The 26,553-nt window shown below is 74.2% G+C and carries 31 protein-coding genes; 7 read left to right on the forward strand and 24 right to left on the reverse strand.

Annotated elements, in window-relative coordinates:
- Nucleotides 1-2 precede the first annotated feature (2 nt).
- Nucleotides 3-1,193 carry an NAD(P)/FAD-dependent oxidoreductase gene (locus ACYX4T_RS10335; RefSeq protein WP_476014434.1) on the reverse strand — a complete coding sequence of 397 codons (1,191 nt, stop codon included), beginning with the start codon at nt 1,191-1,193 and terminating at the stop codon, nt 3-5.
- 361 nt (nt 1,194-1,554) lie between these two features.
- On the opposite strand from ACYX4T_RS10335, the gene ACYX4T_RS10340 reads away from it, so the two are divergent.
- Genes ACYX4T_RS10340 through ACYX4T_RS10350 form a run of 3 tightly spaced genes read left to right on the forward strand, consistent with a single transcriptional unit; the run spans nt 1,555 to nt 3,753 of the window.
- Nucleotides 1,555-2,700 (forward strand): aromatic ring-hydroxylating oxygenase subunit alpha, encoded by a 1,146-nt coding sequence (locus ACYX4T_RS10340; protein ID WP_476014435.1) that lies wholly within the window; start codon nt 1,555-1,557, stop codon nt 2,698-2,700.
- A gap of 59 nt (nt 2,701-2,759) precedes the next feature.
- A complete protein-coding gene (locus ACYX4T_RS10345; RefSeq protein WP_476014436.1) occupies nt 2,760-2,951 on the forward strand; it encodes a hypothetical protein in 192 nt (63 codons plus the stop codon).
- Between the two features lie 25 nt (nt 2,952-2,976).
- Complete coding sequence (locus ACYX4T_RS10350; RefSeq protein ID WP_476014437.1) at nt 2,977-3,753, forward strand: IclR family transcriptional regulator; 777 nt, start codon at nt 2,977-2,979, stop codon at nt 3,751-3,753.
- 7 nt (nt 3,754-3,760) lie between these two features.
- Here the strand turns inward: ACYX4T_RS10350 and purU are convergent, their stop codons facing one another.
- A complete protein-coding gene (gene purU, locus ACYX4T_RS10355) occupies nt 3,761-4,627 on the reverse strand; it encodes a formyltetrahydrofolate deformylase (protein ID WP_476014438.1) in 867 nt (288 codons plus the stop codon).
- Nucleotides 4,628-4,637: 10 nt separating this feature from the next.
- The gene (locus ACYX4T_RS10360; protein WP_476014439.1) at nt 4,638-6,002 is read right to left on the reverse strand and encodes an L-serine ammonia-lyase; all 1,365 of its coding nucleotides are present in this window, start codon (nt 6,000-6,002) and stop codon (nt 4,638-4,640) included.
- 100 nt (nt 6,003-6,102) lie between these two features.
- On the opposite strand from ACYX4T_RS10360, the gene ACYX4T_RS10365 reads away from it, so the two are divergent.
- Nucleotides 6,103-6,771 carry a GntR family transcriptional regulator gene (locus ACYX4T_RS10365; RefSeq protein WP_476014440.1) on the forward strand — a complete coding sequence of 223 codons (669 nt, stop codon included), beginning with the start codon at nt 6,103-6,105 and terminating at the stop codon, nt 6,769-6,771.
- Between the two features lie 58 nt (nt 6,772-6,829).
- Here ACYX4T_RS10365 and ACYX4T_RS10370 read toward each other — a convergent pair whose 3' ends face one another.
- The 7 genes from ACYX4T_RS10370 to glyA are packed head-to-tail and all read right to left on the reverse strand — an operon-like array spanning nt 6,830 to nt 16,080.
- Nucleotides 6,830-7,351, reverse strand: a complete 522-nt coding sequence (locus tag ACYX4T_RS10370; RefSeq protein WP_476015236.1) for a cyclodeaminase/cyclohydrolase family protein — start codon at nt 7,349-7,351, stop codon at nt 6,830-6,832.
- A 59-nt stretch (nt 7,352-7,410) separates the two neighbouring features.
- Nucleotides 7,411-9,894: a GcvT family protein gene (locus ACYX4T_RS10375; protein WP_476014441.1), complete on the reverse strand. Its 2,484-nt coding sequence runs from the start codon at nt 9,892-9,894 to the stop codon at nt 7,411-7,413.
- A gap of 28 nt (nt 9,895-9,922) precedes the next feature.
- Nucleotides 9,923-10,513, reverse strand: coding sequence for a sarcosine oxidase subunit gamma (locus ACYX4T_RS10380; protein ID WP_476014442.1), 591 nt, complete (start codon nt 10,511-10,513; stop codon nt 9,923-9,925).
- Nucleotides 10,506-13,256 (reverse strand): FAD-dependent oxidoreductase, encoded by a 2,751-nt coding sequence (locus tag ACYX4T_RS10385; protein ID WP_476014443.1) that lies wholly within the window; start codon nt 13,254-13,256, stop codon nt 10,506-10,508. The genes ACYX4T_RS10380 and ACYX4T_RS10385 overlap by 8 nt, the downstream gene beginning before the upstream one ends.
- On the reverse strand, nt 13,253-13,513 hold the full coding sequence (locus tag ACYX4T_RS10390; RefSeq protein WP_476014444.1) for a sarcosine oxidase subunit delta: 261 nt from the start codon (nt 13,511-13,513) through the stop codon (nt 13,253-13,255). Before ACYX4T_RS10390 ends, ACYX4T_RS10385 begins: the two co-directional genes overlap by 4 nt.
- Before the next feature lie 21 nt (nt 13,514-13,534).
- Nucleotides 13,535-14,794 (reverse strand): sarcosine oxidase subunit beta family protein, encoded by a 1,260-nt coding sequence (locus ACYX4T_RS10395; protein WP_476014445.1) that lies wholly within the window; start codon nt 14,792-14,794, stop codon nt 13,535-13,537.
- Nucleotides 14,791-16,080 (reverse strand): serine hydroxymethyltransferase, encoded by a 1,290-nt coding sequence (glyA, locus tag ACYX4T_RS10400; RefSeq protein WP_476014446.1) that lies wholly within the window; start codon nt 16,078-16,080, stop codon nt 14,791-14,793. Before glyA ends, ACYX4T_RS10395 begins: the two co-directional genes overlap by 4 nt.
- A 109-nt stretch (nt 16,081-16,189) precedes the next feature.
- Here glyA and ACYX4T_RS10405 point away from each other — a divergent pair, with 109 nt between their 5' ends.
- A complete protein-coding gene (locus ACYX4T_RS10405; RefSeq protein ID WP_476014447.1) occupies nt 16,190-16,432 on the forward strand; it encodes a hypothetical protein in 243 nt (80 codons plus the stop codon).
- A 73-nt stretch (nt 16,433-16,505) separates the two neighbouring features.
- On the opposite strand, the gene ACYX4T_RS10410 is transcribed toward ACYX4T_RS10405, so the two are convergent.
- The 3 genes from ACYX4T_RS10410 to ACYX4T_RS10420 are packed head-to-tail and all read right to left on the reverse strand — an operon-like array spanning nt 16,506 to nt 17,847.
- Nucleotides 16,506-16,766, reverse strand: coding sequence for a DUF3817 domain-containing protein (locus ACYX4T_RS10410; RefSeq protein WP_476014448.1), 261 nt, complete (start codon nt 16,764-16,766; stop codon nt 16,506-16,508).
- Nucleotides 16,763-17,218: a hypothetical protein gene (locus tag ACYX4T_RS10415; protein WP_476014449.1), complete on the reverse strand. Its 456-nt coding sequence runs from the start codon at nt 17,216-17,218 to the stop codon at nt 16,763-16,765. Before ACYX4T_RS10415 ends, ACYX4T_RS10410 begins: the two co-directional genes overlap by 4 nt.
- Complete coding sequence (locus tag ACYX4T_RS10420) at nt 17,215-17,847, reverse strand: DJ-1/PfpI family protein (protein ID WP_476014450.1); 633 nt, start codon at nt 17,845-17,847, stop codon at nt 17,215-17,217. Before ACYX4T_RS10420 ends, ACYX4T_RS10415 begins: the two co-directional genes overlap by 4 nt.
- Nucleotides 17,848-17,931: 84 nt before the next feature.
- On the opposite strand from ACYX4T_RS10420, the gene ACYX4T_RS10425 reads away from it, so the two are divergent.
- Together ACYX4T_RS10425 and ACYX4T_RS10430 are read left to right on the forward strand one after the other, a co-directional pair.
- The gene (locus tag ACYX4T_RS10425; RefSeq protein ID WP_476014451.1) at nt 17,932-18,357 is read left to right on the forward strand and encodes a MarR family winged helix-turn-helix transcriptional regulator; all 426 of its coding nucleotides are present in this window, start codon (nt 17,932-17,934) and stop codon (nt 18,355-18,357) included.
- On the forward strand, nt 18,354-18,791 hold the full coding sequence (locus ACYX4T_RS10430) for a DoxX family protein (RefSeq protein ID WP_476014452.1): 438 nt from the start codon (nt 18,354-18,356) through the stop codon (nt 18,789-18,791). Before ACYX4T_RS10425 ends, ACYX4T_RS10430 begins: the two co-directional genes overlap by 4 nt.
- A 4-nt stretch (nt 18,792-18,795) precedes the next feature.
- On the opposite strand, the gene ACYX4T_RS10435 is transcribed toward ACYX4T_RS10430, so the two are convergent.
- The 11 genes from ACYX4T_RS10435 to ACYX4T_RS10485 form a co-directional block, all read right to left on the reverse strand.
- Nucleotides 18,796-19,236: an SRPBCC family protein gene (locus ACYX4T_RS10435; RefSeq protein ID WP_476014453.1), complete on the reverse strand. Its 441-nt coding sequence runs from the start codon at nt 19,234-19,236 to the stop codon at nt 18,796-18,798.
- Entirely contained in the window at nt 19,236-19,901 is a 666-nt protein-coding gene (locus ACYX4T_RS10440) for a helix-turn-helix domain-containing protein (RefSeq protein ID WP_476014454.1), read from the reverse strand. Before ACYX4T_RS10440 ends, ACYX4T_RS10435 begins: the two co-directional genes overlap by 1 nt.
- A 4-nt stretch (nt 19,902-19,905) precedes the next feature.
- The gene (locus ACYX4T_RS10445; RefSeq protein WP_476014455.1) at nt 19,906-21,258 is read right to left on the reverse strand and encodes an FMN-binding glutamate synthase family protein; all 1,353 of its coding nucleotides are present in this window, start codon (nt 21,256-21,258) and stop codon (nt 19,906-19,908) included.
- Entirely contained in the window at nt 21,259-21,990 is a 732-nt protein-coding gene (locus ACYX4T_RS10450; protein ID WP_476014456.1) for a glutamate synthase, read from the reverse strand. It lies immediately after the preceding gene.
- Nucleotides 21,978-22,871, reverse strand: a complete 894-nt coding sequence (locus ACYX4T_RS10455; RefSeq protein ID WP_476014457.1) for a class II glutamine amidotransferase domain-containing protein — start codon at nt 22,869-22,871, stop codon at nt 21,978-21,980. The genes ACYX4T_RS10450 and ACYX4T_RS10455 overlap by 13 nt, the downstream gene beginning before the upstream one ends.
- Nucleotides 22,872-22,970: 99 nt before the next feature.
- Nucleotides 22,971-23,243 (reverse strand): hypothetical protein, encoded by a 273-nt coding sequence (locus ACYX4T_RS10460; protein WP_476014458.1) that lies wholly within the window; start codon nt 23,241-23,243, stop codon nt 22,971-22,973.
- Nucleotides 23,243-23,968: a hypothetical protein gene (locus tag ACYX4T_RS10465; RefSeq protein ID WP_476014459.1), complete on the reverse strand. Its 726-nt coding sequence runs from the start codon at nt 23,966-23,968 to the stop codon at nt 23,243-23,245. Before ACYX4T_RS10465 ends, ACYX4T_RS10460 begins: the two co-directional genes overlap by 1 nt.
- Nucleotides 23,969-23,970: 2 nt before the next feature.
- Nucleotides 23,971-25,446 carry an APC family permease gene (locus tag ACYX4T_RS10470; protein WP_476014460.1) on the reverse strand — a complete coding sequence of 492 codons (1,476 nt, stop codon included), beginning with the start codon at nt 25,444-25,446 and terminating at the stop codon, nt 23,971-23,973.
- Nucleotides 25,443-25,625, reverse strand: a complete 183-nt coding sequence (locus ACYX4T_RS10475; RefSeq protein ID WP_476014461.1) for a hypothetical protein — start codon at nt 25,623-25,625, stop codon at nt 25,443-25,445. Before ACYX4T_RS10475 ends, ACYX4T_RS10470 begins: the two co-directional genes overlap by 4 nt.
- The gene (locus ACYX4T_RS10480) at nt 25,622-26,080 is read right to left on the reverse strand and encodes a hypothetical protein (RefSeq protein ID WP_476014462.1); all 459 of its coding nucleotides are present in this window, start codon (nt 26,078-26,080) and stop codon (nt 25,622-25,624) included. Before ACYX4T_RS10480 ends, ACYX4T_RS10475 begins: the two co-directional genes overlap by 4 nt.
- Nucleotides 26,077-26,376 (reverse strand): hypothetical protein, encoded by a 300-nt coding sequence (locus ACYX4T_RS10485; protein ID WP_476014463.1) that lies wholly within the window; start codon nt 26,374-26,376, stop codon nt 26,077-26,079. The genes ACYX4T_RS10480 and ACYX4T_RS10485 overlap by 4 nt, the downstream gene beginning before the upstream one ends.
- Nucleotides 26,377-26,553: the final 177 nt, after the last annotated feature.

Consider the following 26,553-nt stretch of genomic DNA (forward strand, 5'->3'; position numbering starts at 1 on the left):
TCCTACGCCGCCGCGGCGCGCCGGCGCAGCTCGCTGCGGCGTACCCGGCCGAACGTGCGCGGGTCGTCCATCCCGAACACGCCGGTCGTGACGCCGTCGCCGTCCACGTAGCGCGCGACGAAGCGGCCGGCGCCCGGCTCGCCGTCGACGACGTCGACCTGGTCGGAGGCCGACGGGTGCCCGGCGAGCTGCAGCATGCGCCCGTACTGCTCGGACCACACGTAGCCCGTGGGCCGGAACGTCGCCCCGGTGCGGCCCGCGAGGAGGTTGGCGGCCGCGACGGCGGCCTGCTCGCCCGCACTGGTCCAGTGCTCGTGGCGCCGCCCCGTCGCCCCCGGGCCCCACCGCGCGACGTCGCCGACGGCCACGACGTTCGGCCGCCCGGTGACCATGCCGGCGTCGGTGACCACGCCGTTCGCGACGGCCAGACCCGACCCGTCGAGCCACTCGGTGTTCGGGGCGATGCCGATGCCCACCACGACGACGTCGGCCGGGAGGGTCGTGCCGTCGCCGAGCTCCACCCCGACGACGCGGGGGCCGTCCGCGGCGGGGGCGGTCGCGAACCCGGACACCGCGGCGCCGGGGCGCAGGTCGGTGCCGTGCTCGGCGTGCAGGTCGACGCAGTGGCGGGCGATGCGGGGCCCGAGGACGGGGGCCAGCGGCAGCGGCAGCCCGTCGAGGACGGTGACGTCGAGGCCCATCGCCCGGCAGGTCGACGCGACCTCCGCCCCGATGAACCCGCCGCCGACGACCACCACCCGCGGCGACCCGGCCCGCAGCTCCGCGCGCAGGTCACGGGCGTCGTCGAGGGTCCGCAGGGTGTGCACGCCCGCGATGCCCCCGGTGCCCGGCAGGCGCCGGGCACGCCCCCCGGTGGCGACGACGACGCCGTCGGTGGCGACCGCGGTGCCGTCGGCGAGCTCCACGGCCCCGCCGGCGGGGTCGAGGCGTGTCGCGCGGACCCCGAGCCGCATCTCCAGGGCGAGCTCGGCCACCTCGGCGTCGTCGAGCAGCGCGATCGCGTCCTCGTCGACGCCGCCGGCGAGGAACGCCTTGGACAGCGGGGGACGGTCGTAGGGCCGGTGCGGGTCGTCGCCGACCAGCAGCAGGCGCCCCTCGTAGCCGGCGGCACGCAGCGCCTCCGCGGAGCGGACCCCCGCCACCGACCCGCCGACGATCGTGATGGTCTGCATGCGCGGCCTCCTCGTGGGCCTCGACGTCGGACCGCTCCCCCGCGTCGGGGACGGACCGGTGGAAGGGACACCCCACGATCTGGAGTGAAGAGTTGCGCATAACAGAACAGCTCTTCTTCATGCGCAACTCATGACCGTGGGAGAGCCGACGTCGCATGTCAAGCCCCCATCGACGCGGACCCGTCGCGGGCGTGCGGGTGCTCCCGGGCTCCGGACCCTTGACAGCCGACCTCCGGATCGCGGACCGTGTCGTTGCGCATCGCGAACCGTGTTTCTCATTGCGCAACTCACCGGAGAGTCGGCGTCAGGCCGTCGGCCCGACCCCCCACCTGCAGGCGCACCCCTCGAGGAGCACGGACCCATGACGACCGGAGAGATCGCACCGGCGATCGCGTCGCCGGAGCTGCCGGCGAGCCTGCGCGGCACCCTCCCGGGCCGGTACTACACCGACCCGACGATCTTCGCGGCCGAGCAGGCCCTCGTCTTCGAGACGGGCTGGTTCTGCGCGGTCCTCGCCGCCGACATCCCGACGCCCGGCTCCTTCGAGACGGTGCAGATCGGGCGCGAGAGCGTGATCGTCGCGCGCGGCCGGGACGGGTCGGTGAACGCCTACCTCAACGTCTGCCGCCACCGCGGCGCCCGCATCTGCACCGAGGAGAAGGGCGCGGTCCGCCGGTCCTTCCAGTGCCCGTACCACGCGTGGACCTACGGGCTCGACGGCAAGCTCGTCGCCGCCCCCAACCTCGGCAACATGCCGGACGTGGACAAGGTCTCCTACGGGCTGCACCGCGTCCACGTGCGGGAGTGGCTCGGCTACGTGTGGCTCTGCCTGGCCGAGGAGCCGCCGTCGTTCGAGGACACCGTCGTCGGCGACGTGGCCGCCCGGCTCGGCGCGCCCGACGCGATCGTCGGGTACCAGGTGGCGGACCTGAAGCTGGGCCGGCGCATCTCCTACGACGTGAAGGCGAACTGGAAGCAGATCGTCGAGAACTTCATGGAGTGCTACCACTGCGCGACGATCCACCCCGAGCTCACCGAGGTGCTGCCCGAGTTCGCCGACGGGCTCGCCGCCCAGTACTTCGTCGGGCACGGCGCCGCGTTCGGCGAGGACGTCGCCGGGTTCACCGTCGACGGCTCCGCGGGCCTCGAGCGCATCCCCGGTGTCGCGGAGGACCAGGACCGGCGCTACTACGCGATCACCGTGCGCCCGCAGGTGTTCATCAACCTCGTGCCCGACCACGTCGTGTTCCACCGGATGTTCCCGCTCGCCGCGGACCGCACGCTGGTGCGCTGCGACTGGCTCTACCTGCCCGAGGTCGTCGACTCCGGGGCGGACATCGACCGGTCGGTGGAGCTCTTCCACCGCGTCAACCTGCAGGACTTCGACGCCTGCGAGCGCTGCCAGGTCTCCATGGACTCGCGCTCCTACGCCCGCGGCGGCGTCCTCGTCCCCAGCGAGCACCACATCGCCGAGTTCCACGACTGGGTCCGGCAGCGGGTCGGCTGACCGCCCGCACCGACCGTCCGCAACCCTCCCCCACGCTGGCACGCACGCAGGAGAGACCGATGTCCATCACGCCCGAGGACCGCGACCCGTCCGGGACCGAGGTCGGCGCGACCCGCTACCGCGACGCCTTCGCCGTGGCCGACGCGCTGGCCGTGCACGGCAGCGACTGCGTCTGCCCGCGCTGCGCGGCGCGCCTGCCCGGCCTGCTGGCCGAGCTCGCGCGCGCCATCGAGAAGGACACCGCGGACTGACCGTCGCGGTCACCACGGTCCACTCATGAGCACCTCGGGCACCGGCGCCTCCGCGGTCCAGTCCGTCGACCGCGCGGTCACCATCCTCGAGATGGTGGCCGCGCGGGGCGAGCTCGGCATCACGGAGATCGCCGAGGGGCTCGACGTGCACAAGTCCACCGCCTCACGACTCGTCGCCGCGCTGTCGCACCGCCACCTGCTCGAGCAGCTCTCCGACCGCGGCAAATACACGCTGAGCTTCGGCATCGTGCGGCTGGCGGCCGCGACGACCGGGCGGCTCGACCTGGCCCGCCTCGGCCAGCCGGTCTGCCAGCGCCTCGCCGAGGCGCTCGGCGAGACGGTGAACCTCGCGGTGACCGACGGCGAGGCCGCCATCACGGTCGCGCAGGAGTTCGGCACCGCGGCGATCGCCTCGCAGAACTGGGTGGGGCGCCGCAGCCCCCTGCACGCCACCGCCGCCGGCAAGGTCCTGCTCGCCTGGGCGCCCGAGGACGAGCGCCGCGCGGTGCTGCGCCGGCGTCTCGCGCGGTACACCGACGACACCATCACCGAGGTCGTCGCCCTGCGCACCGAGCTGGCACGGGTCCTCGACGAGGGCCACGCCCGCTCGTACGAGGAGCTCGAGGTCGGCATGCACGCCGTCGCGGTACCGGTGTCCGCGGCCGACGGCACCGTCGCCGCGGCGCTCTCGGCCACCGGCCCGGTCTACCGCCTGCCCCGCCGCCGCGCCCGGGCCATCGTCGCCGACCTGCGCGAGGGCGCGGCGGAGCTGTCGGGGAAGCTCGGCCACCGCGGGGAGTAGGCGCGGCTCAGCGGAACACCACCGTGCGGTGGCCGTCGACGAGCACCCGGCGCTCGCAGTGCCAGCGCACCGCGCGGGAGAGCGCCAGCGCCTCGGCGTCGCGGCCCACGGTCTGCAGGGCCCGCGGGTCGTAGGAGTGGTCGATGCGCACGACCTCCTGCTCGATGATCGGGCCCTCGTCGAGGTCGGCGGTGACGTAGTGCGCGGTGGCGCCGACGAACTTCACCCCGCGGTCGTAGGCCTGGTGGTAGGGCTTGGCGCCCGCGAAGCCGGGCAGGAACGAGTGGTGGATGTTGATCGCGCGCCCCCGCAGCGCGGCGCAGGTGCGGTCGGAGAGCACCTGCATGTAGCGGGCGAGCACCACGAGCTCCACGTCGAGCTCGTCGACGATCCGCAGCATCTCGGCCTCGGCGTCGGGCTTCGTCGCCGGCGTCACCGGCACGTGGACGTAGGGCAGGCCCGCCGACTCGGCCATCGGCCGCAGCGTCTCGTGGTTGCTGACGACGCCGACGAGCTCGGCGCCGAGGCTGCCCGAGCGCCAGCGGAAGAGCAGGTCGTTGAGGCAGTGCCCGGACGTCGAGACCATGACGAGGACCCGCGGCGCGGCCGGCCGGTGGAACGCGTGGTCCATGGCGAACGCCTCGGCGACCGGGGCGAAGTCCGTCGCGACGGTGTCGAGGTCCGTGCCGGCCGGTGCGGCCACGCGCGTGCGCAGGAAGAGGCGGCCGCTGACGGGGTCGTCGAACTGCTGGTGCTCGACGATGTCGGCGCCGTGCGCGGCGAGGTGGCTCGAGACCGCGCGCACGATGCCCGTGCGGTTCGGGCAGCTCAGGGTCAGGACGAACGAGTCGGACGAGCCGGACGGGTCGGTCACGCGGCGCTCCTCAGCACTCCACGACGGTGAGAGCGAGCCCGCCGCGGGCCGTCTCCTTGTACTTGACCTTCATGTCGGCGCCCGTCTCCCGCATCGTCCGGATCGCCTTGTCCAGCGAGACGTGGTGGACGCCGTCGCCGCGCACGGCCATGCGCGCGGCGGTGATGGCCTTGACCGACGCCACGGCGTTGCGCTCGATGCAGGGGATCTGCACGAGCCCGCCGACGGGGTCGCAGGTCAGGCCCAGGTTGTGCTCGATGCCGATCTCGGCGGCGTTCTCGACCTGCTCGGGCGTGCCGCCGAGCAGCTCCGCGAAGCCCGCCGCGGCCATCGAGCACGCCGACCCGACCTCGCCCTGGCACCCGACCTCGGCCCCCGAGATCGACGCGTTCCGCTTGAACAGCAGGCCGACCGCGCCGGCGGTGAGCAGGAAGCGCACGGCGGCGTCGTCGTCGAACCCCCGCAGCGAGCGGGCCGCGTGGTGCAGCACCGCGGGCACGATCCCGGCCGCTCCGTTGGTCGGCGCGGTGACGACCCGCCCACCCGCGGCGTTCTCCTCGTTGACCGCGAGCGCGTCGAGCGTCACGCGGTCCATGTCCGTACAGCCCGCGCCCTCCTCGTCGAGGCGGCGGCGCAGGCCCGGCGCGCGCCGTCGCACCCGCAGGCCCCCGGGCAGCACGCCCTCGGTGCGGCAGCCGCGCTCGACGCACTCGCGCATCACCGACCACAGGTGCAGCAGGCCCGCCCGCGTCTCCGGCTCCGGGCGCCACGACGCCTCGTTGGCGAGGACGACGTCGCTGATGCGCAGGCCGTGCGACCGGGCGATCGCGACGAGCTCGTCGCCGCTGGTGAAGGGATGGCACTCGGGCGTCGCGTCCTCGCGCAGCACGGGCCCGCCGGTCTCGTCCTCGTCGAGGACGAACCCGCCGCCCACCGAGTAGTACTCGCGGCGCGCGAGCTCGGCCCCGTCGCCGTCGAACGCCGTGAACACCATGCCGTTGCTGTGGAACGGCAGGCGCTTCGTGCGGTGGAGCACGACGTCGTCGGCGACCGAGAACGCGACCGGGTGCTTCGCGCCGAGCGCGATCCGGCCCTCCGCCCGCGCCGCGGCGACGAGTGGCTCGGCCTCCACCGGGTCGACGAGGTGGGGCTGCTCCCCGCACAGGCCCAGCACGACGGCGCCCACGCTGCCGTGCCCGTGACCGGTGGCCCCGAGCGAGCCGAACAGCTCGGCGCGGACACCCGCGACGCGGTGGAGCCGGTCGGTGTCGTGCAGGCGCGAGACGAAGAGGAACGCCGCCCGCATCGGCCCCACTGTGTGCGAGCTGGACGGGCCGATCCCCACCTTGAACAGGTCGAACACCGAGATGGCCACGGTCACCCCTGGGGCGCAGAGAGAGCAATTGATGTTGGACTAGTATATCAATACAGCACGGATGTGAGAAGAGCTGCTCCATCTGTTGTAGGCTCCGGTCGTGACGGTTCTCCCGGACGAGCAGGAGTCGAGCCCCCCGCTGTCGCTGTCCGAGCGCGCCTACCAGGCGATCCAGGACAAGCTGATCATGCTGGACATCCCCCCGATGGCCCCGATCGACGAGGTCGCGCTGGTGGAGTCCCTGGGGGTCGGCCGCACGCCGGTCCGCGAGGCGCTCAAGCGGCTCGAGGTCGACCGGCTGGTCATCTCCTACTCGCGCCGCGGCACGTTCGCCACCGCCGTCGACATCACCGACCTGGCCTACATCTCCGACATCCGTGTGCAGCTCGAGCCCCTGGCCGCGCGCCGGGCGGCCGAGAGCGCGAGCGAGGCGGTGCGGGCGGACCTGCGCGCCCTCGCCGACGCCACCGAGGCGCTCGACGTGCCGTCGCTGACCCGCGACGAGCTGATGCGCTGGGACATGCGGGTGCACCGCGCGATCTACAGCGCCGCGGGCAACCCACACCTCGAGGACACCCTCGTGCGCTACGACAACCTCGCGACGCGCATCTTCTGCCTGTTCCTCGACCGCATGAACGACTTCGTCTCGCACGTCGAGGAGCACGCCGGCCTGCTGCGCACCATCGCCGACGGCGAGGCCGACGTCGCCGCCCGCCGCGCCCGCCAGCACGTGCTGGGCTTCGAGAAGGCGATCCGCGCGGTCATCTGAGGCACGCCGACGTGCGTGATCTTCTGAGCCATGGCTCAGAAGATCACGCACGGAGGCCTCAGCGGTGGATCTGCTCCCGGACCACGGCGGTGAGCTTCGCGGCGCGCAGGACGACGTCGTCGACGGGGTCGATCGCGAGGAGCAGCTCCTCGCGGTCGGCCGGGTCGGTGACCGCGACCAGGTGCACCTCGACCTCGACGCGCGCCGTGCCCACCGCCGCGCGCAGCGCCTCGGCGGCGGTGGCGACGTCGGTGGCCGCGGCACGGTCGCCGACGGGACGCAGGGTCTCGGCGAGGGTCAGGGCGCGCTCGGCGACCTCGAGGACGCGCACCGCCGCGCGGGCGGCCTCGGCCGGCGCGGCGCTCGCCTCCCCCTCGGCGAGCGCCAGCGCGGCTTCCTGCAGCTCGTCGGCCGTCTCCCCCGCGCGCCCGCCGACCGAGGCCGCGGCCCGGGCCACGAACGCGGCCCCGATCGCGGCGTGGAGGGCGGCACCGGCCCGAGCGTCCGCCCGGCCGCCCGGGCCGGCGCTCGGGGTCGCGAAGGACTCCACGACCTGGTCGACCGTTCGGCTGCGCACCATGTCTCCCACGGGGCCTCCCACGGGGTCGTCCGCTGACGCGTCTCCGCCCGCCGCTGTCTTCAGCGCCGGATCCGCGCCATCTCCGGGTCGACCAGCGGCTCGCTGGCGACCGTCGCGCGGACGGGATGCCCGAAGTAGGAGATCTCTACGGGTGTCCCGGGCGCGAGTCCCGCCGGCAGCCACGCGTAGGCGACGGGCCGGCCCACCGTGTGGCCGAACGCCGCCGACGTCACGTAGCCCGCGGGCGCCCCGTCGACGAGGACCGGCTCGTGGCCCAGCACGACGCTGCGCCCGTCGTCGACGGTCAGGCAGGTCAGGGACCGCGTGACGTCCTGCGCGCCCGGCGCCGTGACGGCCTCGCGGCCCACGAAGTCGCCCTTCGTCGACGGCCGCACGGCGAAGCCGACGCCCGCCTCGTACGGGCTGTGCTCGGTCGTCATGTCGGCGCCCCAGCTGCGGTAGCCCTTCTCCAGGCGCAGGCTGTTGAACGCCGCTCGCCCGGCCGCGACCACACCGAGGGGCTGCCCGGCGCGCCACAGCACGTCCCAGAGCCGCTGCCCGTACTCGGCCGACGTGTAGATCTCCCAGCCGAGCTCGCCGACGTACGACAGCCGCATCGCGGTCACCGGCACGCCGCCGATCACCGCGCGTGTGGCGCGGAAGTACTTCAGGCCCTCGTGCGACAGGTCCGCCGAGGTCAGCGGCGCGACGAGGTCGCGGGCGAGCGGGCCCCAAACCCCGATGCAGCACGTGCCGCCGGTGATGTCGCGGACGGTGACGTCGGGCTCGCCGGCCGCCGCCTGCTCGAGGAGGTGGACGTCGAGGGGGCCGTTGGCGCCGACCTGGAAGAGGTCCTCGCCGAGCCGGGCGACGGTGAGGTCGCTGCGGATGCCGCCGGCCTCGTCGAGGGCGAGCGTGTAGGTCACCGCGCCGACGGACTTGTCCATCTTCCCGGTGGTGAGCCGGTCGAGGAACGCGAGCGCCCCGCGCCCGGAGACCTCGATCCGCGTCAGCGGGGTCATGTCGTAGAGGGCCACGGCGGTGCGCGTCTTCCACGCCTCGACCGCCGCGATCGGCGAGTGGAAGCGGGCCGACCAGGCGTCGCGCGACGGCGGCGCCCACTCCGGCGGCAGCTCCGCGACCAGCGGCGCGTTGGCCTCGTACCAGTGCGGGCGCTCCCAGCCGTGCGACTCTCCGAACACCGCGCCCAGGTCGGTCTGCCGGGCGTGGAAGGGGCTGGTGCGCACCTCGCGGGGCGAGAGGCGCGGCTGCAGCGGGTGCACGATGTCGTAGATCTCGACGAAGTTCTGCTGCGAGGTCTCGCGCACGTAGTCGTCGGCGAGCGCGAACTCGTCGAAGCGGTGCACCGAGCAGCCGTGCAGGTCGATCTGGCTGCGCCCGTCGACGAGCAGCTGGGCGACGCTGCGCGCCACGCCCGCGGAGTGCGTGACCCACACGGCCTCGGCGATCCAGAAGCCCTTGACGTCCGGGGACTCGCCGATCAGCGGCCCGCCGTCGGGGGTGAAGGAGAAGACGCCGTTGAAGCCCGAGTCGACCTTCGCGTCGTGCAGCGAGGGCAGCAGCAGGCGGCTCTGTTCCCACTGCGGCGCGAAGTCGTCCTCGGTGAACGGCAGCATCGAGGGCTGGCGGGCCTCGGTGACGTCGTCGGTCTCGGGCAGCTCGGCGAGCGAGACCGGCATCGGGCGGTGGGCGTAGGAGCCGATGCCGATGCGGTCGTGGTGCTCGCGGTAGTAGAGGTCCTGGTCCTGGTGGCGCAGGATCGGCAGCCGCGCCTCGACCGCCTCGTCGTTGCGGCCGACGAGGTCGGGCACCTGGCCGGTGACCACGTACTGGTGCGCGAGCGGCAGCAGCGGCACGCGCATCCCGACCATGTCGCCGATCGCCTGGCCCCAGAACCCGGCGCAGGACACGACGACGTCGGCCGGCACGAGGCCCTGGTCGGTCTCGACGCCGGTGACCCGCCCGCCCTGCTGCGCGACGCCCGTGACCCGCGTCGAGCCGCGGAACACCGCGCCCCGCGACCCCGCCCGCCGCATCAGCGCCGTGACGGCGCGGGCGGCCTTCGCGAGCCCGTCGGTCGGGGTGTGCAGGCCGCCGAGGATCCGCGAGGGGTCGATGAGCGGGTGCAGCCGGACGCACGCGTCGACGTCGACGACCTCGGCCGGGATGCCGCGGGCGGTGGCCCAGCCCTGCTTGCGGTGCAGGTCGGCGAGCCGCTCGGGGGTCGTCGCGACCTCGAGCCCGCCGACCTGGTTGAAGCACCAGGTGCCGTCCCCGCCGCCGAGGACACTGCCCAGGCCGAGGAACTTCTCGACGGTGTACGAGGCGAACTCGCTCATCGTCTTCGACGCGTTGGTCTGGAACACCAGGCCGGGGGCGTGCGAGGTCGAGCCGCCGGCCAGCGGCAGCGGCCCCTGGTCGAGGACCGTGACGTCGGTCCAGCCGCGGGCGGTGAGCTCGTCGGCGAGGTTGGCGCCGACGATGCCGGCCCCGATGACGACGACGCGGGGGGTGCTGCTCATGGCGTCTCCAGGACTCGGGCGAGACGGGTTACGGGACGAGCTCGGCGGCGGCGTCGACCAGGAGGTCGGCGACGTACGCGGCGAAGGAGGGGCGGACGAGGATCTGCAGGTCGTCGACGTCGTGCGCGACGAGCAGCACCCCGGACTGACCGAGGAGGGTCTGGGCGCAGCGGCCCCGCGGGAACGCGGCGGGGCGCAGGTCGAGCGCGCAGCCGAACGAGAGCAGCTCCCGGGCCGCGCCCCGCACCCGCAGGCTCGTGCGCTGGGCGGACACGTCGACCGCCATGCCGCCGTGGGCGGCGGCGACCTCGTCGACGTGGAACTCCCAGTCCTCGGGCTGGACGGCGGTGCTGGTCAGCAGCCACTCGTCGGGCCCGAGGCGCAGCGCGGTGCCGGTGGGGTGCGCGGTCCACGTGTCGGGCGCGGAGGGCAGCTCCACCCCGAGGGCGGCCGCGATCGCCGCCGGCCCGGTGCCACGGGGGTCGAGACGCAGGTCGACGGCGGCGACGGGCGCCTCGAGCTCGAGGCGGACCGCGCCGGCGGTCTCGTCGGCGACCGCGGCCAGGAGGCACCGGCGGTCGGCCAGCGGGTGGGTCGGGGTGAGGGTGCGATCAGCCATCTCTGCGGGCTCCTTCGGGGTCGACGAGCACCGACTCGCCGATGCGGGCAGCCACCAGCTCGTCGCCGACGGGCACGTGCACGACCTCGCCGAGGCGCTCCCGCCCGCCCTTGACCAGGGCGAGCGCGAAGGGCCGGGCGAGCGCGGCGCTGTGGTAGCTGGACGTGACGTGCCCGAGCATCGGCACGGGCGCCGGGGGCAGCCGGCCGTCGTCGCAGTGCGCCACGATCTGCGAGCCCTCGGGCAGCTTCGTGGCGCCGTCGGTGGGCAGCAGGGAGACCAGCTGCTTGCGCAACGGGTTGCGGTTCTCCGCGCGGGCGTACGACCGCTTGCCGACGAAGTCGTCCTTCTTCGTCGACACCGCCCAGGCCATGCCGAGGTCGTGGGGCGAGACGGTGCCGTCGGTGTCCTGCCCGATGATCGGGTAGCCCTTCTCGGCCCGCAGGACGTGCATGGTCTCGGTGCCGTAGGGCGTGATCCCGTACGGCGCCCCGGCCTCGACGAGCCGCTCCCACAGCGCCGGCGCGTACCAGGAGCTGACGGTGACCTCGAAGGCCAGCTCGCCGGAGAACGAGATGCGTGCGAGCCGCACCGACACGCCGTCGAGCGAGGTGTCCTGCCAGGTCATGAAGCCGAAGCCCTCGGCGGACACGTCCACGTCGGGGAAGACCGCGCCGATGACGTCGCGCGAGCGCGGGCCCGCGACGGCGGCGATCGACCACTGCTCGGTCACCGAGGTCAGCCGCACCCGCAGGTCCGGCCACTCGGTCTGGAGCCACTCCTCCATCCGGTCGAGGACGGCGGCGGCGTTGCCGGTGGTGGTCGTGACGAGGTAGCGGTCCGCGGCGAGGCGCAGCACCGTGCCGTCGTCGACCACCATGCCGTCGGCGCCGCACACGACGCCGTAGCGGACGCGCCCGACCTTGAGGCTCGACATCATGTTCGTGTAGAGCCGGTCGAGCAGCACCGGCGCGTCGGGGCCCCGGACGTCGATCTTGCCCAGGGTCGAGGCGTCCATCATCCCGACGGAGGTGCGCACCGCGGCGCACTCGCGCAACACGGCGGCGGTCATGTCCTCGCCGACCTGCGGGTAGTGCCGGGCGCGCCGCCACTGCCCGACGTCCTCGAACTCGGCGCCCGCGGCCACGTGCCAGGCGTGCAGCGCGGTGGTGCGCACCGGGTCGAACAGGTCGCCGCGCTCCCGGCCCGCGAGGGCGGCGAACGCGACCGGCGTGTACGGCGGCCGGGCGGTGGTGGTGCCGACCTCCTGGATCGGCCGCCCGGTGAGCTCGGCGATGATCCCGAGCGCGATGACGCCGGACGTCTTGCCCTGGTCGTGCGCGGTGCCGATGGTCGTGTACCGCTTGACGTGCTCGGGGTGGGTCATGCCGGCCCCGACCGCCCGCTCGACGTCGGCCACGGTGGCGTCGCGCGCGATGTCGACGAACTGCCGGGCGGGGTCGCCGGGGGTGCGCCAGAGCACGAGTGTCGGCTCCGGCCACTCCTCGGCGGGCGCGACGGGCGCCTCGGGGCCGCCGGCCTCGCGCAGGACGTCGACCAGGGCGAACGTGCCGTTGGCCGCGCCGACGACGGTGACGCCCGGCGGCAGCGCGGCGGGCCGGAACGCGCCGATGACCGGGTCGTACGCGAGCGAGCCGCCGACGTGGCTCGCCAGGTGCGCGGCCGGGTTCCAGCCGCCGCTGACCAGCAACAGGTCGCAGGGGACCTCGCGGCGCTCGTCACCGACGAGGGCCGCGGTGACGCGGTCCTCCCCGCGGGTCCCGTGCACGAGCGTGCCGGTCTCGACCGGGACGCCGCGCTCCTCGCAGCGTCGCCGCCCGGCCTGCGGCGCCCGCTCGCGGGCGTCGAGGACCCGGACGCGCGCGCCCGCGTCGGCCAGGTCGGCCGCGGCGGTGTAGGCGGCGTCGTCGCTGGTGAACACGACGACCTCGCGGCCGGCGAGCACGCCGTGGCGGTGCAGGAGGTCCCGCGCGCTCGCGGCCAGCATGACGCCGGGGCGGTCGTTGTCCTCGAACGCGATGGGGCGCTCGATGGCGCCCGCGGCGACCACGACGCGCCCGGCGCGGATGCGGTGCACGCGCTGGCGGGTCCGCGCCGACTCGCCGCGGCGCTCGAGGGCGAGGACGAAGCCGTCGTCGTAGTGCCCGAACGCGGTGGTCCGCTGCAGGTGGACGACGCCCAGGGCGGCGAGCTCGGCGACCGTGTCGGCGACGAAGTCCAGTGACGGCCGGCCGTCGATCGTCTCGGTGCCGGTCAGCGTGCCGCCGGCGGCGGGGCGGTCGTCGACGAGGACGACGCTCCGCCCGGCGCGGGCGGCGGCGCGGGCGGCGACGAGCCCGGCGGGCCCGGCGCCGACGACGAGCACGTCGCAGTGGGTGTGCCTGCGGTCGTAGCGGGCGGTGTCGGGGACCTCGGCGAGCCGGCCCTGCCCGTTGACCCCGCGCACGACCAGACCGTCGGTGGCCTCGACCGTCGCGGCCAGCAGCATCGGCTCGGGGAAGGGCTCCTCGACCTGGACGAGCCCGACCGGGTCCTCGGTCCACGCCGCGCCGATCCCGCGGGGCCGGCCGTACTTCACGCTGCTGTTCTGCGGCCGCGCGTCGTGGGCGAGCAGCACCGACGCGACCGTGTCGCCGGGGTGCCCGGCGTACGCGGTGCCGTCGACGGTCACGGTGACCGTGCGGCTGCGGTCGATGCGGCCGTATCCGTCGACGCGGCTCATGAGGTCAGCTCCGGGTTGCCGAGGAAGCGGTAGGTGCGGGTGTCGCGGACGGCGGTGAACCAGCGGCGGCAGCCCGCGCTGTGGCTCCACCGCTCGCTGAACGGCCCCTTGGGGTTGTCGCGGAAGAAGACGAAGTGCGCCCACTGCTCGTCGGTCAGCGAGGCGGGGTGCTCGGGGTAGGCGACCCCGGCCTGACCGCCGTAGGAGAACTCGACCTCCTCGCGGGGGCCGCACCAGGGACAGGTGATGAGTTGCACGGGTTCTCCCAGGGATCCGGCTCAGTGGGCCACGGCGGCGGCGCCGTGCTCGTCGACGAGGGCACCGGTGACGAAGCGGTCGAGGCCGAACGGCGCGACGAGGGGGTGGGGGCGGCCGTGGGCGAGGGTGTCGGCGAACGCCCACCCCAGCCCCGGGGTGGCCTTGAAGCCGCCGGTGCCCCAGCCGCAGTTGAGGAAGACGTTCTCGTAGGGCGTGTGCCCGATGATCGGGCTCGCGTCCGGGGTGACGTCGACGATCCCGGCCCAGCTGCGCAGCAGGTGCGCGCGGGCGAAGACCGGGAAGAGCTCGACGGCCGCGGCCATCTGGCGCTCGATGACGTGGAACGCGCCGCGCTGGCCGTAGCCGTTGTAGCTGTCGACGCCGGCGCCCATGACCAGCTCGCCCTTGTGGGCCTGCGAGACGTACACGTGCACCGCGTTCGACATGACGATCGTCGGGTGCACGGGCTCGAGGAGCTCGGAGACCAGGGCCTGCAGCGGGTGCGACTGCAGCGGCGCGCGGACGCCGAGCATGTCCAGCAGCGTCGACGTGTGCCCGGCGGCGCAGAGGGCGACGGTGCCGGCGGCGATGGTGCCGCGGGTGGTGCGCACGCCGCTGACGCGCTCGGAGTCGGTGACGAAGCCGGTGACCTCGCAGTCCTGGATGATGTCGATCCCGGCCTCGCTCGCGCGGCGGGCGAAGCCCCAGGCGACGTAGTCGTGCTTGGCGATGCCCGCCCGCGGCTGGAACGTCGCGCCCTGCACCGGGTAGCGGATGTCCGAGGAGACGTTGACGATCGGGCAGACCTTCGCGACCTCGTCGGGCCCGAGCCACTCGGCGTCGATGCCGTTGAGCTTGTTGGCCTCGACGCGGCGTACCGAGTCGCGGACGTCCTGCTCGGTGTGCGCGAGGTTGAGCACGCCGCGCTGGCTGAACAGGATCGGGTAGTCGAGGTCCTCCTCGAGCCCCTCCCAGAGCTGCAGCGCTCGCTCGTAGATGCCGGCGGACTCGTCCCAGAGGTAGTTCGAGCGGATGAGGGTGGTGTTGCGGGCCATGTTGCCGCCCGCGAGCCAGCCCTTCTCGAGCACGGCGACGTTCGTGATGCCGAGCTTCGCGAGGTAGTGCGCGGTGGCGAGACCGTGGCCCCCGCCGCCGACGATGACGACGTCGTAGGCCTTCTTCGGCTCGGCGTCGCGCCAGAGGTGGTCGGGGTGCTCGGGCAGGTCGGCGCCCGGGGGCTTCGGTGCTGCTGTGGTGCCTGCGGGGGTGCCTGCGGTCATGCCGGCGTCTCCGTCTCGATCCGGTGGCGGGCGGCGAGGGCGGCGACCCGCTGCGCGAGCGCGTCGATCTCGGAGTCGGTGACCTGCGGGCGCAGGGCGAGGGCGACGACGTCGGCGGCCTCGCGGAAGTCGTCGGTGTCGAACCCGCGGGCGGCGAGCGCGGCGGTGCCGATGCGGACGCCGGAGCTGACCATCGGCGGGCGGGGGTCGAAGGGGACCGCGTTGCGGTTGACCGTGATCCCGACGCGGCGCAGGCGCTCCTCGGCCTGCTTCCCGTCGAGCTCGGCCTCGCGCAGGTCGACCAGCACGAGGTGGACGTCGGTGCCGCCGGAGACGACCCCGAGGCCGGGCTCGGCCAGCAGGCGCTCGGCGAGCAGGCGGGCGCCGGCGAGCGTGCGCTCCTGGCGCTGCGCGAACTCCGGCTCGCCGGCGAGCTTGAACGCGACGGCCTTGGCCGCGACGACGTGCTCGAGCGGGCCGCCCTGCTGACCGGGGAAGACGCTCGAGTTCAGCTTCTTCGCGAGCTCGCGGTCGCCGGCGAGGATGATGCCGCCGCGGGGGCCGCCGAGGGTCTTGTGCGTCGTCGAGGTGACGACGTGCGCGTGCGGCACCGGCGACGGGTGCAGCCCCGCGGCGACGAGTCCGGCGAAGTGCGCCATGTCGACCATGAGGTAGGCGCCGACCTCGTCGGCGATCGCGCGGAACGCCGCGAAGTCGAGCCGGCGCGGGTAGGCCGACCAGCCGGCGACGATCAGCTTCGGGCGCCGCTCGTGGGCGAGCCGGCGGACCTCGTCCATGTCGACGCGCTGGTCCTCGGCGCGCACGTGGTAGGCCGCGACGTCGTAGAGGCGCCCCGAGAAGTTCAGGTGCATGCCGTGGGTGAGGTGGCCGCCGTGGGCGAGCGCGAGCCCGAGGATCGTGTCGCCCGGCTCGAGCAGCGCCGCCATCACCGCGGCGTTGGCCTGCGCGCCCGAGTGCGGCTGCACGTTGGCGTACTGCGCGCCGAACAGGGCGCAGACCCGGTCGATCGCGAGCTGCTCGATCACGTCGACGTGCTCGCAGCCGCCGTAGTAGCGCCGGCCGGGGTAGCCCTCGGCGTACTTGTTGGTCAGGACGGAGCCCTGCGCCTGGCGGACCGCGAGCGGCGCGACGTTCTCGCTCGCGATCATCTCGAGCGTCCGGTCCTGCCGGCGGACCTCGTGCTGCACCTGCGCGTGCACCTCGGGGTCGGCCTCGGCGAGCGTCCGGTCGAGCGCCCGGGCCGCGGGGGCGACTGTGATCGTCATCCGCGATCCTCATCGTAGCCAACTAATATATCTGACGGCGATGACTGTAGACAGCCGCGTTCCGCAGGGTCAACACTTGGAGCGCGCCGGATATGGAGGAGGTCGCGGGATGCGCGAGGGCACGCGGGAGGGCACGGCCGACGCCGAGCTGTGGGCGGCCGGGTTCGAGATGGGCCGGCTGGACCAGGCGCTGGCGGGGCGGGTGCTGCGCGACCAGAAGGTCGGGCTGACGATCCGCAGCGTCAACAGCGACGAGGCCGCGGTGATCGCGCGGCGGTACGGCTACGAGCTGGACGTGCGCCCGGTCGACGAGCCGGGCCGCGTGTGGGCGGTGTTCTCGCCATCGTCATGATCGGCGCGGGTGCTCCGGCGGGTCGACCACATCGCCCCGGAGGAGCACCGGGAGCGATCACCGCTCGTGCGGGTCAGTCGGCGCCGACCGCGGGCCTCTCCAGGACCACGCACGCGACCCAACCGCCGACCCCGGGCACGAGGGACGACGCCGCCGCGCGCGACCGCCATCCCGACCGGGCCACCACGAGGGCGATCACCGCCAGGTACGCGCAGCCGTGGACGGGGCCGACGAGCGCGGCGACGCCGTCGAGGCGCACCGTCACGAGGTTCGCGAGCAGGACCACGAGGCTGACGAGCTCGACGGTCGCGGCGATCCGCGGCGGCACGCTCACACCCCCGTGCTCGAGCCGGGCCGCACGATCATCAGCACCGTCACCACCGCCCACAGCAGGTTGAACACGCCGGTGACGGCGGCGAGCCGGGCGGTCGACGCCACGAGGGCGTCGCGCGGGCCGGCGCCTTCCAGCAGCGCCCGCCGGCGGGGCAGGACCATCCCCGCGAGCACCCCCGCCGCCGCCGCGGTGAGCACGATCGACACCAGCACCCACGGCTCGGTGAGCACGCCCATCGACGACGCCGTCGCGAGCCCGAACACCGGCACGGCGATGCCGACGAGGGCGTAGGTCCGGCAGATGCGGGCGAGCACGGGCAGCCGCGCCGTCGCCCCGGGGTGCTCGCCGAGGGCCCGGCGCGCCTCGGGCGGGAACATGCTGGCCGCCACGCAGACGGGCCCGATCGCCACGATGGCCGCCAGGACGTGGACGGAGAGCAGCACGGCGCTCACGCGGCCGACCGCCACACCGTCCCGCGCCGCTCGAGGCGGATGACCTGCTCGACGGCGTGCGCGACCTGCGGGCCGAGGTCCCGCTCGAGCAGGTACAGGGCCAGGTCGAGACCGCAGGTGACGTTGCCGGCGCTGACGAGGTCGCCGTCGTCGACGACCCGCGCCTCCACCGGGCGCGCGGCGGTGCCCTCGAGGTCCCGGCCCCGGTTGTGCGTGACGAGCGGACGGCCGTCGGCGAGCCCGCCCCACGCGACCAGCAGCGACCCGCCGCAGACCGTGGCGACGACGGTGTCCGGGCGCTCGACGGCCTCGCGCAGCGCCGGGCCCAGCGGCCCGGAGCCCGCGCGGGCGAGCAGCGACGCCACGCTCCCCTCCTCCGTCGGGTCGAGCGACAGCGAGCCCGCGGCGCCGGGCACGACGACGAGGTCGGCGGCCGCCGGGTCGAGCCGCGCCGACGCCGTCAGCGTCACCGCGGGCAGCCCGCTCGGCACGGCGCGCGCCCCCTCGGCGCTGACGAGCTCGACGCTCACCGCGCCACCCGCGAGCCCGCCGCCGAGGTGCAGGACCTCGTAGGGCCCGAGCACGTCGAGGGGGTCGAAGCCGTCGAAGAGCACGATCTGGACGTCCACGGACACCTCTCACCATCGCCGTGCTGCAGCCTGCCTGAAACAGGTTACAGCCAGGCTGGAACCTCGGCCAGTAGGGTGCTCGCCGTGACGTCCGGGGAGCCGCCGACCAGCCCCGCCTTCCTGCTCATGGCCCTCGGACGCCGCGTCCGCGAGCAGGTCGAGGAGGGCCTGCGGGCAGAGGGGATCGCGCTGCGGCACGTCTCAGCGCTCGGCCACCTCGCCCCGCACCCGGGGCTGTCCTACAGCGAGCTCGCACGGCGTGCGGGCGTCACCCCGCAGAGCATGCAGGCCACGCTGACCGCCCTGGAGCAGCGCGGCGCCGTCGCCCGCGGCACCGACCCCGGGCGCGGGCGCACCGCCGAGCTGCACGTCACCGAGGAGGGCGCCCGCCTCCGGGAGGTCGGGATGCGCATCGTCGCCGACATCGACGCGCGCCTCGCCGAGCGGTGGGACGAGGAGGAGCTCCGGGTGGTGACGGCGGCGCTCCTCGACGTGCTCCGGTCGCCGTGAGCGCCGGGTCCCGCGCCGGCGCGGTCCTGCGCACCGTCGCCCGCGTCGTGCTCGGTCTCGCGCTGATCGGCGCCGGGACCGCGCACCTCACGGTCGCCCGGGTGGCGTTCCGGGCGCAGGTGCCGTCGTGGTTCCCCGCCGACGCCGACCTCGTCGTGGTCGTGTCCGGGGTGGTCGAGATCGTCCTCGGGCTGGCGCTCCTGGTGCTCGCCCGGCGGCGCGTCGTCGTCGGCCTCGTCGTCGCGGCGTTCTTCGTCGCGATCTTCCCGGGCAACGTCGCCCAGTACGTCGAGGGGCGCTCCGCCTTCGGGCTCGACACCGACCGGGAGCGGGCCGTGCGCCTGCTCTACCAGCCGGTCCTCGTCGCCTGGGCGCTGTGGTGCACCGGGGCCTGGCGCCCTCTCGTGGCCCGGCTCCGGCGTCCGCGGCGCTGACCCGTCAGCAGCCCTCGGCCAGCGCGGCGAGCCGGTCCAGCGACGCCTGCAACCGCTCGCTCGTCGTCGCGCGGGCGCGGCGGAAGCGGTCCTCGTCGGTCAGCTGCGTCCAGTCGTAGGTGTGCGTCACCGCCGTCCTCCCCTCCCCCAGCGGCTCGAGCTCCCAGCGCCACAGGTGCCCGGGCGGCTCCGAGCCCGGCTCGGCGGGACGCCAGGCGAGGAGGCGGCCCTCGTCGAACTCGACGACGTGGTTCTCCCGCACCTCCCCCATCGTCAGCCGCACGCGGAAGACGTCGCCGACGGCCCGGACGCGCTGGCCCTCGGCGGCCTCGGCGAGGTTCTCGTTGCCGTCCCACAGCGGCTGGCGCGCCGGGTCGGCGATCAGCTCGAAGATCGTCGCCGCCGGCGCGGCGACCTCGCGGCGCGCGCTCACCACCCGCGACATCAGGCGCGTCCCGCCTCGTGGGCGGTGTCGTGCGAGCTGCCCTCGGGGTGCGAGTGTGCCACCACCGACAGGAAGCGGATGGGCAGCGTCAACAGCTCGCGGGGCCCGTGCGCGCCCTCCCCGTCGAGCTGCAGCGCGTCGCCCGGGTGGAGCGTGTAGCTCGCCGAGCCGTGCCCGTAGACCATCGAGCCCTCCAGCATGTACAGCAGCTCGGTGCCCGGGTGCTGGAACAGCGGGAACACCTCGCTGGACTCGGTGAGGTGCACGAGGTGCGCCTCCATCCGCTGGTGCGGGCCGCGCAGGCCGCCCAGCAGCGTGTAGTCGTGCCCGACCCGCGTCCCGCGCGCCACGATCCGCGCGCCCGCGCCGGCCGGCGTGTGCACCGCGTCCCCGGGGCCGTCGGCGTCGCGGAAGAACGACGAGACGGGGACCTCGAGCGCCTCGGCGAGGCGGGCGAGGCTCGTGAGGCTGCTCGAGATCTGCGCGTTCTCGATCTTCGAGAGCGTCGCCTTCGACATCCCGGCGCGGGCCGCGAGCTCGGCGACCGTGCGCCCGTCGAGGCGGCGCAGCTCGCGCACGCGCGCGGCGATGGCCCGTTCCAGCCGGCCGTGGTGGTCGGCCGGGGTGTCGACCTCGCGCGCGGCCGGACCCTCCGGTCGCCCCATCAGGTCAGCGTATCGGGGTGCCGCACGCCGCCGTCAGCTCCCGGACGCCGGGGATCCACGACGTGCCCGCCAGCGGCACCCGGGCCATCGCGGCGGCCTCGATGGTGAGCGCCACGAGGTCCTCGGGCTCGAGGTGCTGGACGTGGGCCTTCCCGCAGGCCCGGGCGAGCGTCTGGGCCTCCATGGTCAGCACGCGCAGGTAGTTGGCGACGCGGCGCCCGCCCTCGACGGGGTCGAGACGGCTCGCGAGCTCCGCGTCCTGCGTGGTGATCCCGGCGGGGTCGCGGCCGTCCTGGAAGTCGTCGTAGTACCCGGCCGCCGAGCCGAGCGCCTCGTACTCCTCGGCGTACTGCGGGTCGTTGTCGCCCAGCGCGATGAGCGCCGCGGTCCCGATCGCGACGGCGTCCGCGCCCAGCGCCATCGCCTTCGCGACGTCCGCACCCGTGCGGATGCCGCCGGAGACGATCAGCTGGACCTTGCGGTGCATCCCGAGCTCGCTCAGGGCCTGCACCGCCTGCGGGATGGCCGCGAGGATCGGAATGCCGACGTGCTCGATGAACACCTCCTGGGTGGCCGCCGTGCCGCCCTGCATCCCGTCGACCACCACGACGTCCGCGCCGGCGGCCACGGCCAGCTTGACGTCGTAGTACGTGCGGGTCGCGCCGACCTTGACGTAGATCGGCTTCTCCCAGTCGGTGATCTCGCGCAGCTCACCGATCTTGATGGTCAGGTCGTCGGGGCCGGTCCAGTCCGGGTGCCGGCAGGCGCTGCGCTGGTCGATCCCCGGCGGGAGCGTGCGCATCTCGGCGACCCGGTCGGAGATCTTCTGTCCGAGCAGCATCCCGCCGCCGCCCGGCTTGGCGCCCTGCCCGAGGACCACCTCGATGGCGTCGGCGGCCCGCAGGTGGTCGGGGTTCATCCCGTACCGGCTGGGCAGCAGCTGGTAGACGAGCGTCTTCGACTCGCCGCGCTCCTCGTCGGTCATGCCGCCGTCACCGGTGGTGGTCGACGTCCCGACCTCGGAGGCACCCCGGCCCAGCGCCTCCTTGGCCTGCGCCGAGAGCGCGCCGAAGCTCATGCCGGCGATGGTCACGGGGATGTCGAGGTGCAACGGCCGCGTCGCGTGGCGGTCGCCGAGCACGACGTCGGTGTCGCAGCGCTCGCGGTAGCCCTCGAGCGGGTAGCGCGACATCGACGCGCCGAGGAAGAGCAGGTCGTCGAAGTGCGGCACCGCCCGCTTGGCGCCCCACCCGCGGATGTCGTAGACGCCGGTGCGCGCGGCGTGCTGGATCGCGGCGATGGAGGCGCGGTCGAACGTCGCCGACTCGCGCAGGCCCCGCTCCGAGGGATCCTTCATCTAGTACGTCCCCGAGTGCTCGCTGGTGAAGTGGTAGAGGCCGCGGGCCGAGCCGTAGCGGCGGAACCCGCCCGGGTCGTGGTCGAACCCGGCGGCGTCGAGCAGCTCGGCGAGCTCGGCGCGGTGCTCGTCGCGCACCTCCTTCTCGACGCAGTCCGCGCCGAGGGCGCCCACCGACCCGCGCACGTAGAGCCGGGCCTCGTAGATCGAGTCGCCCAGCCCGTCGCCGGCGTCGCCGCACACGACCATCCGCCCCGCCTGGGCCATGAACGCGCTCATCGGGCCGACCGACCCGCCCACGACGATGTCGATGCCCTTCATCGAGATGCCGCAGCGCATCGACGCCGAGCCCTCGACGACCAGCAGCCCGCCGCGCCCGGTGGCGCCGGCCGACTGCGACGCGTCCCCGCGGACCCGCACCGTTCCGGACATCATGTTCTCGGCGACGCCGTTGCCCGCCGAGCCGTCGACCACGACGTGCGCCAGCTGGTTCATCCCGGCGCAGAAGTAGCCGGCGTGCCCGCGGACGTGCACGTCGATCTCGTCGTGGACGCCGGCCGCGATCGAGTGCGCGCCCTGCGGGTGGAGCACCTCGTAGGACGTCGCGGAGGGCCGGTGGAGCTCGGCGTTGAGCTGCCGCACGGTCGCGGTGGCGAGATCGACCGTCACGGTGTGCGCGGTGTGCGCAGCCGGCTCGCGGGCCTCGGCCTCGGCGCGGCTCAGCGCTGCCACGTGTACACCGTGCCGGGGTCGGGCTCGAAGATCCTGGCCTCGTCGATGCCGGGCAGGTCGGCCAGCGCCCGGAACTCTGAGGCCATGGCCACCCAGCGCGGGTGCTCGGCGATCACCGCGGGCTTGCAGGCGATCTCGTCGCGGACCACCGCGAACCCGTCGGCGGTGGTGACGAGCAGCGTGTAGAAGCCGTCGAACGTCTCCCCGAGGCGCAGCAGCGCCTTCTCGAGGTCGTCGCCCTCGGCGAGGCACGCCGCGACGAACCGCGCGCCGACCTCGGAGTCGTTCTCCGAGTCGAAGGCGACCCCCTGGCGCCGCAGCTCACGGCGGATGGTCGCGTGGTTGGAGAACGAGCCGTTGTGCACGAGGCACTGGTCGGCGCCGACCGAGTACGGGTGGCAGCCCTCCGGGTTGATCGCCGACTCCGTGGCCATGCGGGTGTGGGCGAGACCCTGCCAGCCGGTGACGTCGCGCAGCCCGTAGGTGCGGGCGAGATCCTGCGGGTGGCCCGCGCCCTTGTAGACGACGAGGTCGGTGCCGCTGCCGACGACCAGCGCGTCCGGCGCGGCCGCGGACACCGCGGCGATGAGCGCGTCGACGGCGACCGGTGCGGTGAGCACCGTTGTGTCCCCCGCCGCCTGCGCGCCGACCGCGGGCGTGCCCGGCAGCAGCCCGCCGACGGTCGCCGCGAGGTCACCGGGGGCCCGCAGCACCGACACGGCCGCGTGGCCCGGCGGGATGCGCTCCTCGTCGCCGTAGACGGCGATGCCCACCGAGTCGGGCCCGCGCTCCGAGACGCCGCAGAGCATGTCGTCGAGCAGGCGCCCCAGCATGGGGTGCAGCGCGGGGTCGCGGAGGTGGAGACCGATGATGCCGCACATGGGGCTGCGCCTTCCTGCGTCGGAGGGGAGGACCGGATCGAGCCGAGGGTCCTCAGGAGAAACTACGTTGCCCGCCACGAAACGTCGACCACCGGACGCCTACCCCGCCGCCGTCCCCGCCGACGTTCCCGAGCCGGCCCGGCGCGACGCCCACGTGTAGGCGTCGAGCACGCTCACCGCGTAGACGAACAGGCCTCCGGCCAGGCGGCCGACCAGGGACGTCTCCGGGGTCGTGAGCTGCCACGTGATCACGCCGAGCAGCAGCGTGTAGAAGGCGAACATCAGGCCGCGGACGGGCAGGCGAGCCAGGACGTGCCCCATGCCGGGCAGGACGACGGCGACGAGGAGCACCAGCCACGGACGCACGCGCATCACGCCACCGTCCCCTGAGCAGTCCCCGGAGCCGTCCCCGCCGGCTCCCGGTCCCCCACCGCGTCGCCCACCGCCGTGAGGACGTCGAGGGCCCGGCGCACCGCCGCGGCGTCGGCCCGCGGCCGGTCGAAGACCGCGCGGCGGGTGGTGCGGTAGCTCGCCTGGTCGCCCTCGGCGACGCGCAGGACGACCCGGACCCCGCGCCGGCCGATGCTCAGCTCCTTGGTGACGGGGTCCGCCAGGAGCTCGGCCGATGGCGCGAGGCCGCGGGCCAGCGCCGCGGGCGACGGCGCCCGGTCCCGCCCGGAGCACGAGACCCGCGACGGTCGCGGGACGCCCGGGGGCGCCTCGAGCTCGTGGGGGAAGCCGGCGTCGGGCGAGAACACCTCGCAGCCCTGCGGGCGAAGCAGGACGTTGACGGTGCCCGCGACCTCCAGCGGGCGCTCTCCGACGATCTCCACCCACAGCACCGGCAGCTTGCGCAGGGCCAGCGTGTCGACCAGTGCCCGCAGCCGCACCGGGCGGCCCTCCCAGCTCCCCGTGAGCTCCGGGTAGCCCCGCCCATGGTCACCGGACAGGCGCGCGTCGTCGAGCAGCGGCAAGACCGCGTCGAACAGCTGCGCGCGCTGCGCGGCGTCGGCCCGGCGCGCCCCGCGGTGCAGCACGGTCAGCGCGACCGCCGCCGCCACGAGCACCACCAGCACGCCGGCCGTCGTCGGCGACACCGTCAGTACCCCTGCGGCCGGGGCAGGTCCGCGGTGAACTGCGCGCCGCGGCGGACGAACTTGTAGCGGCGCACCACGAACCAGATCGAGGCGAGCAGGTAGAACGCCAGGATCGAGAGCAGGGCGATGCCGTACCCGAGGAACGTCGCGAAGAAGACCGTCGCCGAGAGCGCGACGAGGGCGATCGCCGGTGCCGGGTGCAGCGGCAGCGTGTAGGCGCGCGCGATCGTGCCGAGCGGCCACAGCTTGCGGAACCGCATGAAGCTCGGGCCCATGAAGCTGTACATCAGCAGCCCCGACAGGATCGAGAACGTGATCACCGTCGAGAGCAGCGTCGGCTCGTCGAGCACCACCGGGAGCAGCGCGAACGCGATCGCCACCGGCACGAGGAACACGATCGCCCGGAACGGCGTGTGGTACCGCGGGTGCACGGCGCCGAACCACTCGGGCAGGTAGCGGTCGCGGCCCATGGAGAACCACGCCCGCGAGGCGTCGTTGATGCACCCGTTGGCCGACGCGAGCGTCGCGCACAGCGTCCCCAGCAGCAGGAGCACCACGAGGACGTCCTGCCCGGAGACGAGCGCGGCGTCGAACAACGGGGTGATCGCCGTGCCCAGGTAGTGCCAGGGCAGGACGCCGGCGCAGACGAACCAGGTCAGCGACGCCGCGATGATCAGCGTCATGATCCCCGCGAGGCTGCCCAGCGGCACCGACCGCGGCGCCGACCGGCACTCCTCGGCGGCCTGGGCCGTGCCCTCGATGCCGAGGTAGAACCACATGCCGAACTGGAAGGCGGCGATGACGCCGATCCAGCCGTAGGGCAGCGCGTTCGTCGCGTCGCCCGCGAGGCCCGCGAGGTCCAGCTCGGCCGTCGGCGACCAGGCCCGCAGGCCGATGAACAGCACGAGGATCGTCGCGAAGGCGAAGCCGGTGATGACGAGGTTGAGCGTCAGCGACGCGAACACGCCGCGGTAGTTGAGGAAGGCCAGCGCGAGGATCGCGAGCACCGCGAACGGGTAGGGCGAGAGCTCCTGCTCGCTGCCCAGCAGCCCGGACAGGGCGGTGAGCAGCGAGCTCAGCACGTTGGCGTTGGCGGCCTCGAGCATGGTGTACGCCAGCGTCAGGTACAGGCCGACGTTGAACGCCATGAGCGGCCCGATCGTGTGCTTGGCCTGGGCGTACTGCCCGCCGGCGGCGGGGATCGCCGAGGTCACCTCGGAGTTGATCATGACGATGCAGGTGTAGAGCAGGCCGACCACCCAGCAGGCGACCAGCGCGCCGTACATCCCGCCCTTCTCGACGGCGAAGTTCCAGCCCATGAACTCGCCGACGAGCACGATGCCCACGCCCAGCGCCCAGATGTGCATCGGGGCGAGAACCCGGCGCAGGGCCGGGCGCTCGGTGGTGGGCGGGCCGGCGGCGGGGGCGGCGGTGGTGGTGGTGGCCGGCGTCGTGGACCGGTCCTCGGTGGCGCTCATGCCGACCTCACCCCCGTGCCGTCACCGGCGACCGGTGGGTCGTCGAGCGGGTCCGGGGCGTTGACCAGCGTCGACTCGTCGTGCTGGCGACCCGTCCGCAGCATGTCGGCGACCAGCCAGAACGCGAGGAGCCCGCTCGCCACCCACGCGACGAGCTCGACCACGGCCACCGTGCTCATGACGTCCCTCCCGGTTCCCCGTCGTGCTCGGGCGTGCGCGCACCGAACCTCTCCTCCACGACCTCGCGGTACTCGCGGAACGACACGCGGTAGACGAACGCGAGGTAGGCCGCGAGCAGGGCCGCGGTGCCCACCAGCGCCAGGACGTCGATCGTGTACTTGTCGTCGCTGGGCTGGTTGGCCTCGACGCCGGCGGTGATCGTCTCGAGGTCGGCGACCCCGGTGTCGATCATCTTCTGGTACTGCTCGCGCTCGCCCGGGGTCAACGGCAGCTCGGCCAGCGGGCGGGCGGGCGGGGTCGTCGTGTCCGCCGACTCGGTCAGGTAGGTCGTGGCGAACAGGGTTACGAAGATCAGGGCGAGGACGACGACGGCGTCGAGCAGCTGCCCACGGACCGACTGCTTCGGCGGTTCGTAGTGCTCGCGGGTCTCCCGCTGCCCGCCCGGCGCGCTCACGACGCGCTCCCGCGCCTGGCCGCCCGGATGGCGTCGAGGTTCTCGATGTCGGGGCGGTAGACCTGCTCCTTCGCCAGCCGGTAGCGGCGGATCAGCGCGATCGCCGAGGCGGTGTTGAGGCCCCCGAGCGCCACCATCGCGACGCCGAGCACCACGAGCAGCGCGGGGCCGGGCACCGTCGGGGCGGCGGCGACGAAGACGAACACCAGCACCACCCACATGGCGACGGTGCTCCCGATCGCGAGGAGCCGGTCACGACGCAACAGCGTCGCGATCCGGTCGTCGAGGCTTGCCATCTGCGTGCCTCCGTTCGCGCGCACCGGCGAGCGGTCGGGGCGGGGGCGGCACCGTCACCTCGGACGGTCCACGCGAGCGTCACGACGTCGTGCGGTCGCTGGTACGGGCCGTGCATTGGTCCGGTGGAGGGACCATGGACGGGGCAACGATAGGAGACCCACGCCACACCGTGTCAA

It is taken from the genome of Actinomycetospora sp. ABD4_176 (assembly GCF_056311855.1).

Bases quoted from the DNA above. Each gene is read 5' to 3' on its own strand.
- ACYX4T_RS10475 (WP_476014461.1), bottom strand. From the start codon at position 25,625: ATGAGCACGGTGGCCGTGGTCGAGCTCGTCGCGTGGGTGGCGAGCGGG.
- ACYX4T_RS10435 (WP_476014453.1), bottom strand. From the start codon at position 19,236: ATGTCGCGGGTGGTGAGCGCGCGCCGCGAGGTCGCCGCGCCGGCGGCG.
- ACYX4T_RS10405 (WP_476014447.1), top strand. From the start codon at position 16,190: ATGCGCGAGGGCACGCGGGAGGGCACGGCCGACGCCGAGCTGTGGGCG.
- ACYX4T_RS10350 (WP_476014437.1), top strand. From the start codon at position 2,977: ATGAGCACCTCGGGCACCGGCGCCTCCGCGGTCCAGTCCGTCGACCGC.
- ACYX4T_RS10345 (WP_476014436.1), top strand. From the start codon at position 2,760: ATGTCCATCACGCCCGAGGACCGCGACCCGTCCGGGACCGAGGTCGGC.
- ACYX4T_RS10370 (WP_476015236.1), bottom strand. From the start codon at position 7,351: ATGGTGCGCAGCCGAACGGTCGACCAGGTCGTGGAGTCCTTCGCGACC.
- ACYX4T_RS10460 (WP_476014458.1), bottom strand. From the start codon at position 23,243: ATGCGCGTGCGTCCGTGGCTGGTGCTCCTCGTCGCCGTCGTCCTGCCC.
- ACYX4T_RS10375 (WP_476014441.1), bottom strand. From the start codon at position 9,894: ATGAGCAGCACCCCCCGCGTCGTCGTCATCGGGGCCGGCATCGTCGGC.
- ACYX4T_RS10395 (WP_476014445.1), bottom strand. From the start codon at position 14,794: ATGACCGCAGGCACCCCCGCAGGCACCACAGCAGCACCGAAGCCCCCG.
- ACYX4T_RS10440 (WP_476014454.1), bottom strand. From the start codon at position 19,901: ATGGGGCGACCGGAGGGTCCGGCCGCGCGCGAGGTCGACACCCCGGCC.
- ACYX4T_RS10485 (WP_476014463.1), bottom strand. From the start codon at position 26,376: ATGGCAAGCCTCGACGACCGGATCGCGACGCTGTTGCGTCGTGACCGG.
- ACYX4T_RS10335 (WP_476014434.1), bottom strand. From the start codon at position 1,193: ATGCAGACCATCACGATCGTCGGCGGGTCGGTGGCGGGGGTCCGCTCC.
- ACYX4T_RS10470 (WP_476014460.1), bottom strand. From the start codon at position 25,446: ATGAGCGCCACCGAGGACCGGTCCACGACGCCGGCCACCACCACCACC.
- ACYX4T_RS10340 (WP_476014435.1), top strand. From the start codon at position 1,555: ATGACGACCGGAGAGATCGCACCGGCGATCGCGTCGCCGGAGCTGCCG.
- ACYX4T_RS10455 (WP_476014457.1), bottom strand. From the start codon at position 22,871: ATGTGCGGCATCATCGGTCTCCACCTCCGCGACCCCGCGCTGCACCCC.
- ACYX4T_RS10445 (WP_476014455.1), bottom strand. From the start codon at position 21,258: ATGAAGGATCCCTCGGAGCGGGGCCTGCGCGAGTCGGCGACGTTCGAC.
- ACYX4T_RS10380 (WP_476014442.1), bottom strand. From the start codon at position 10,513: ATGGCTGATCGCACCCTCACCCCGACCCACCCGCTGGCCGACCGCCGG.
- glyA (WP_476014446.1), bottom strand. From the start codon at position 16,080: ATGACGATCACAGTCGCCCCCGCGGCCCGGGCGCTCGACCGGACGCTC.
- ACYX4T_RS10385 (WP_476014443.1), bottom strand. From the start codon at position 13,256: ATGAGCCGCGTCGACGGATACGGCCGCATCGACCGCAGCCGCACGGTC.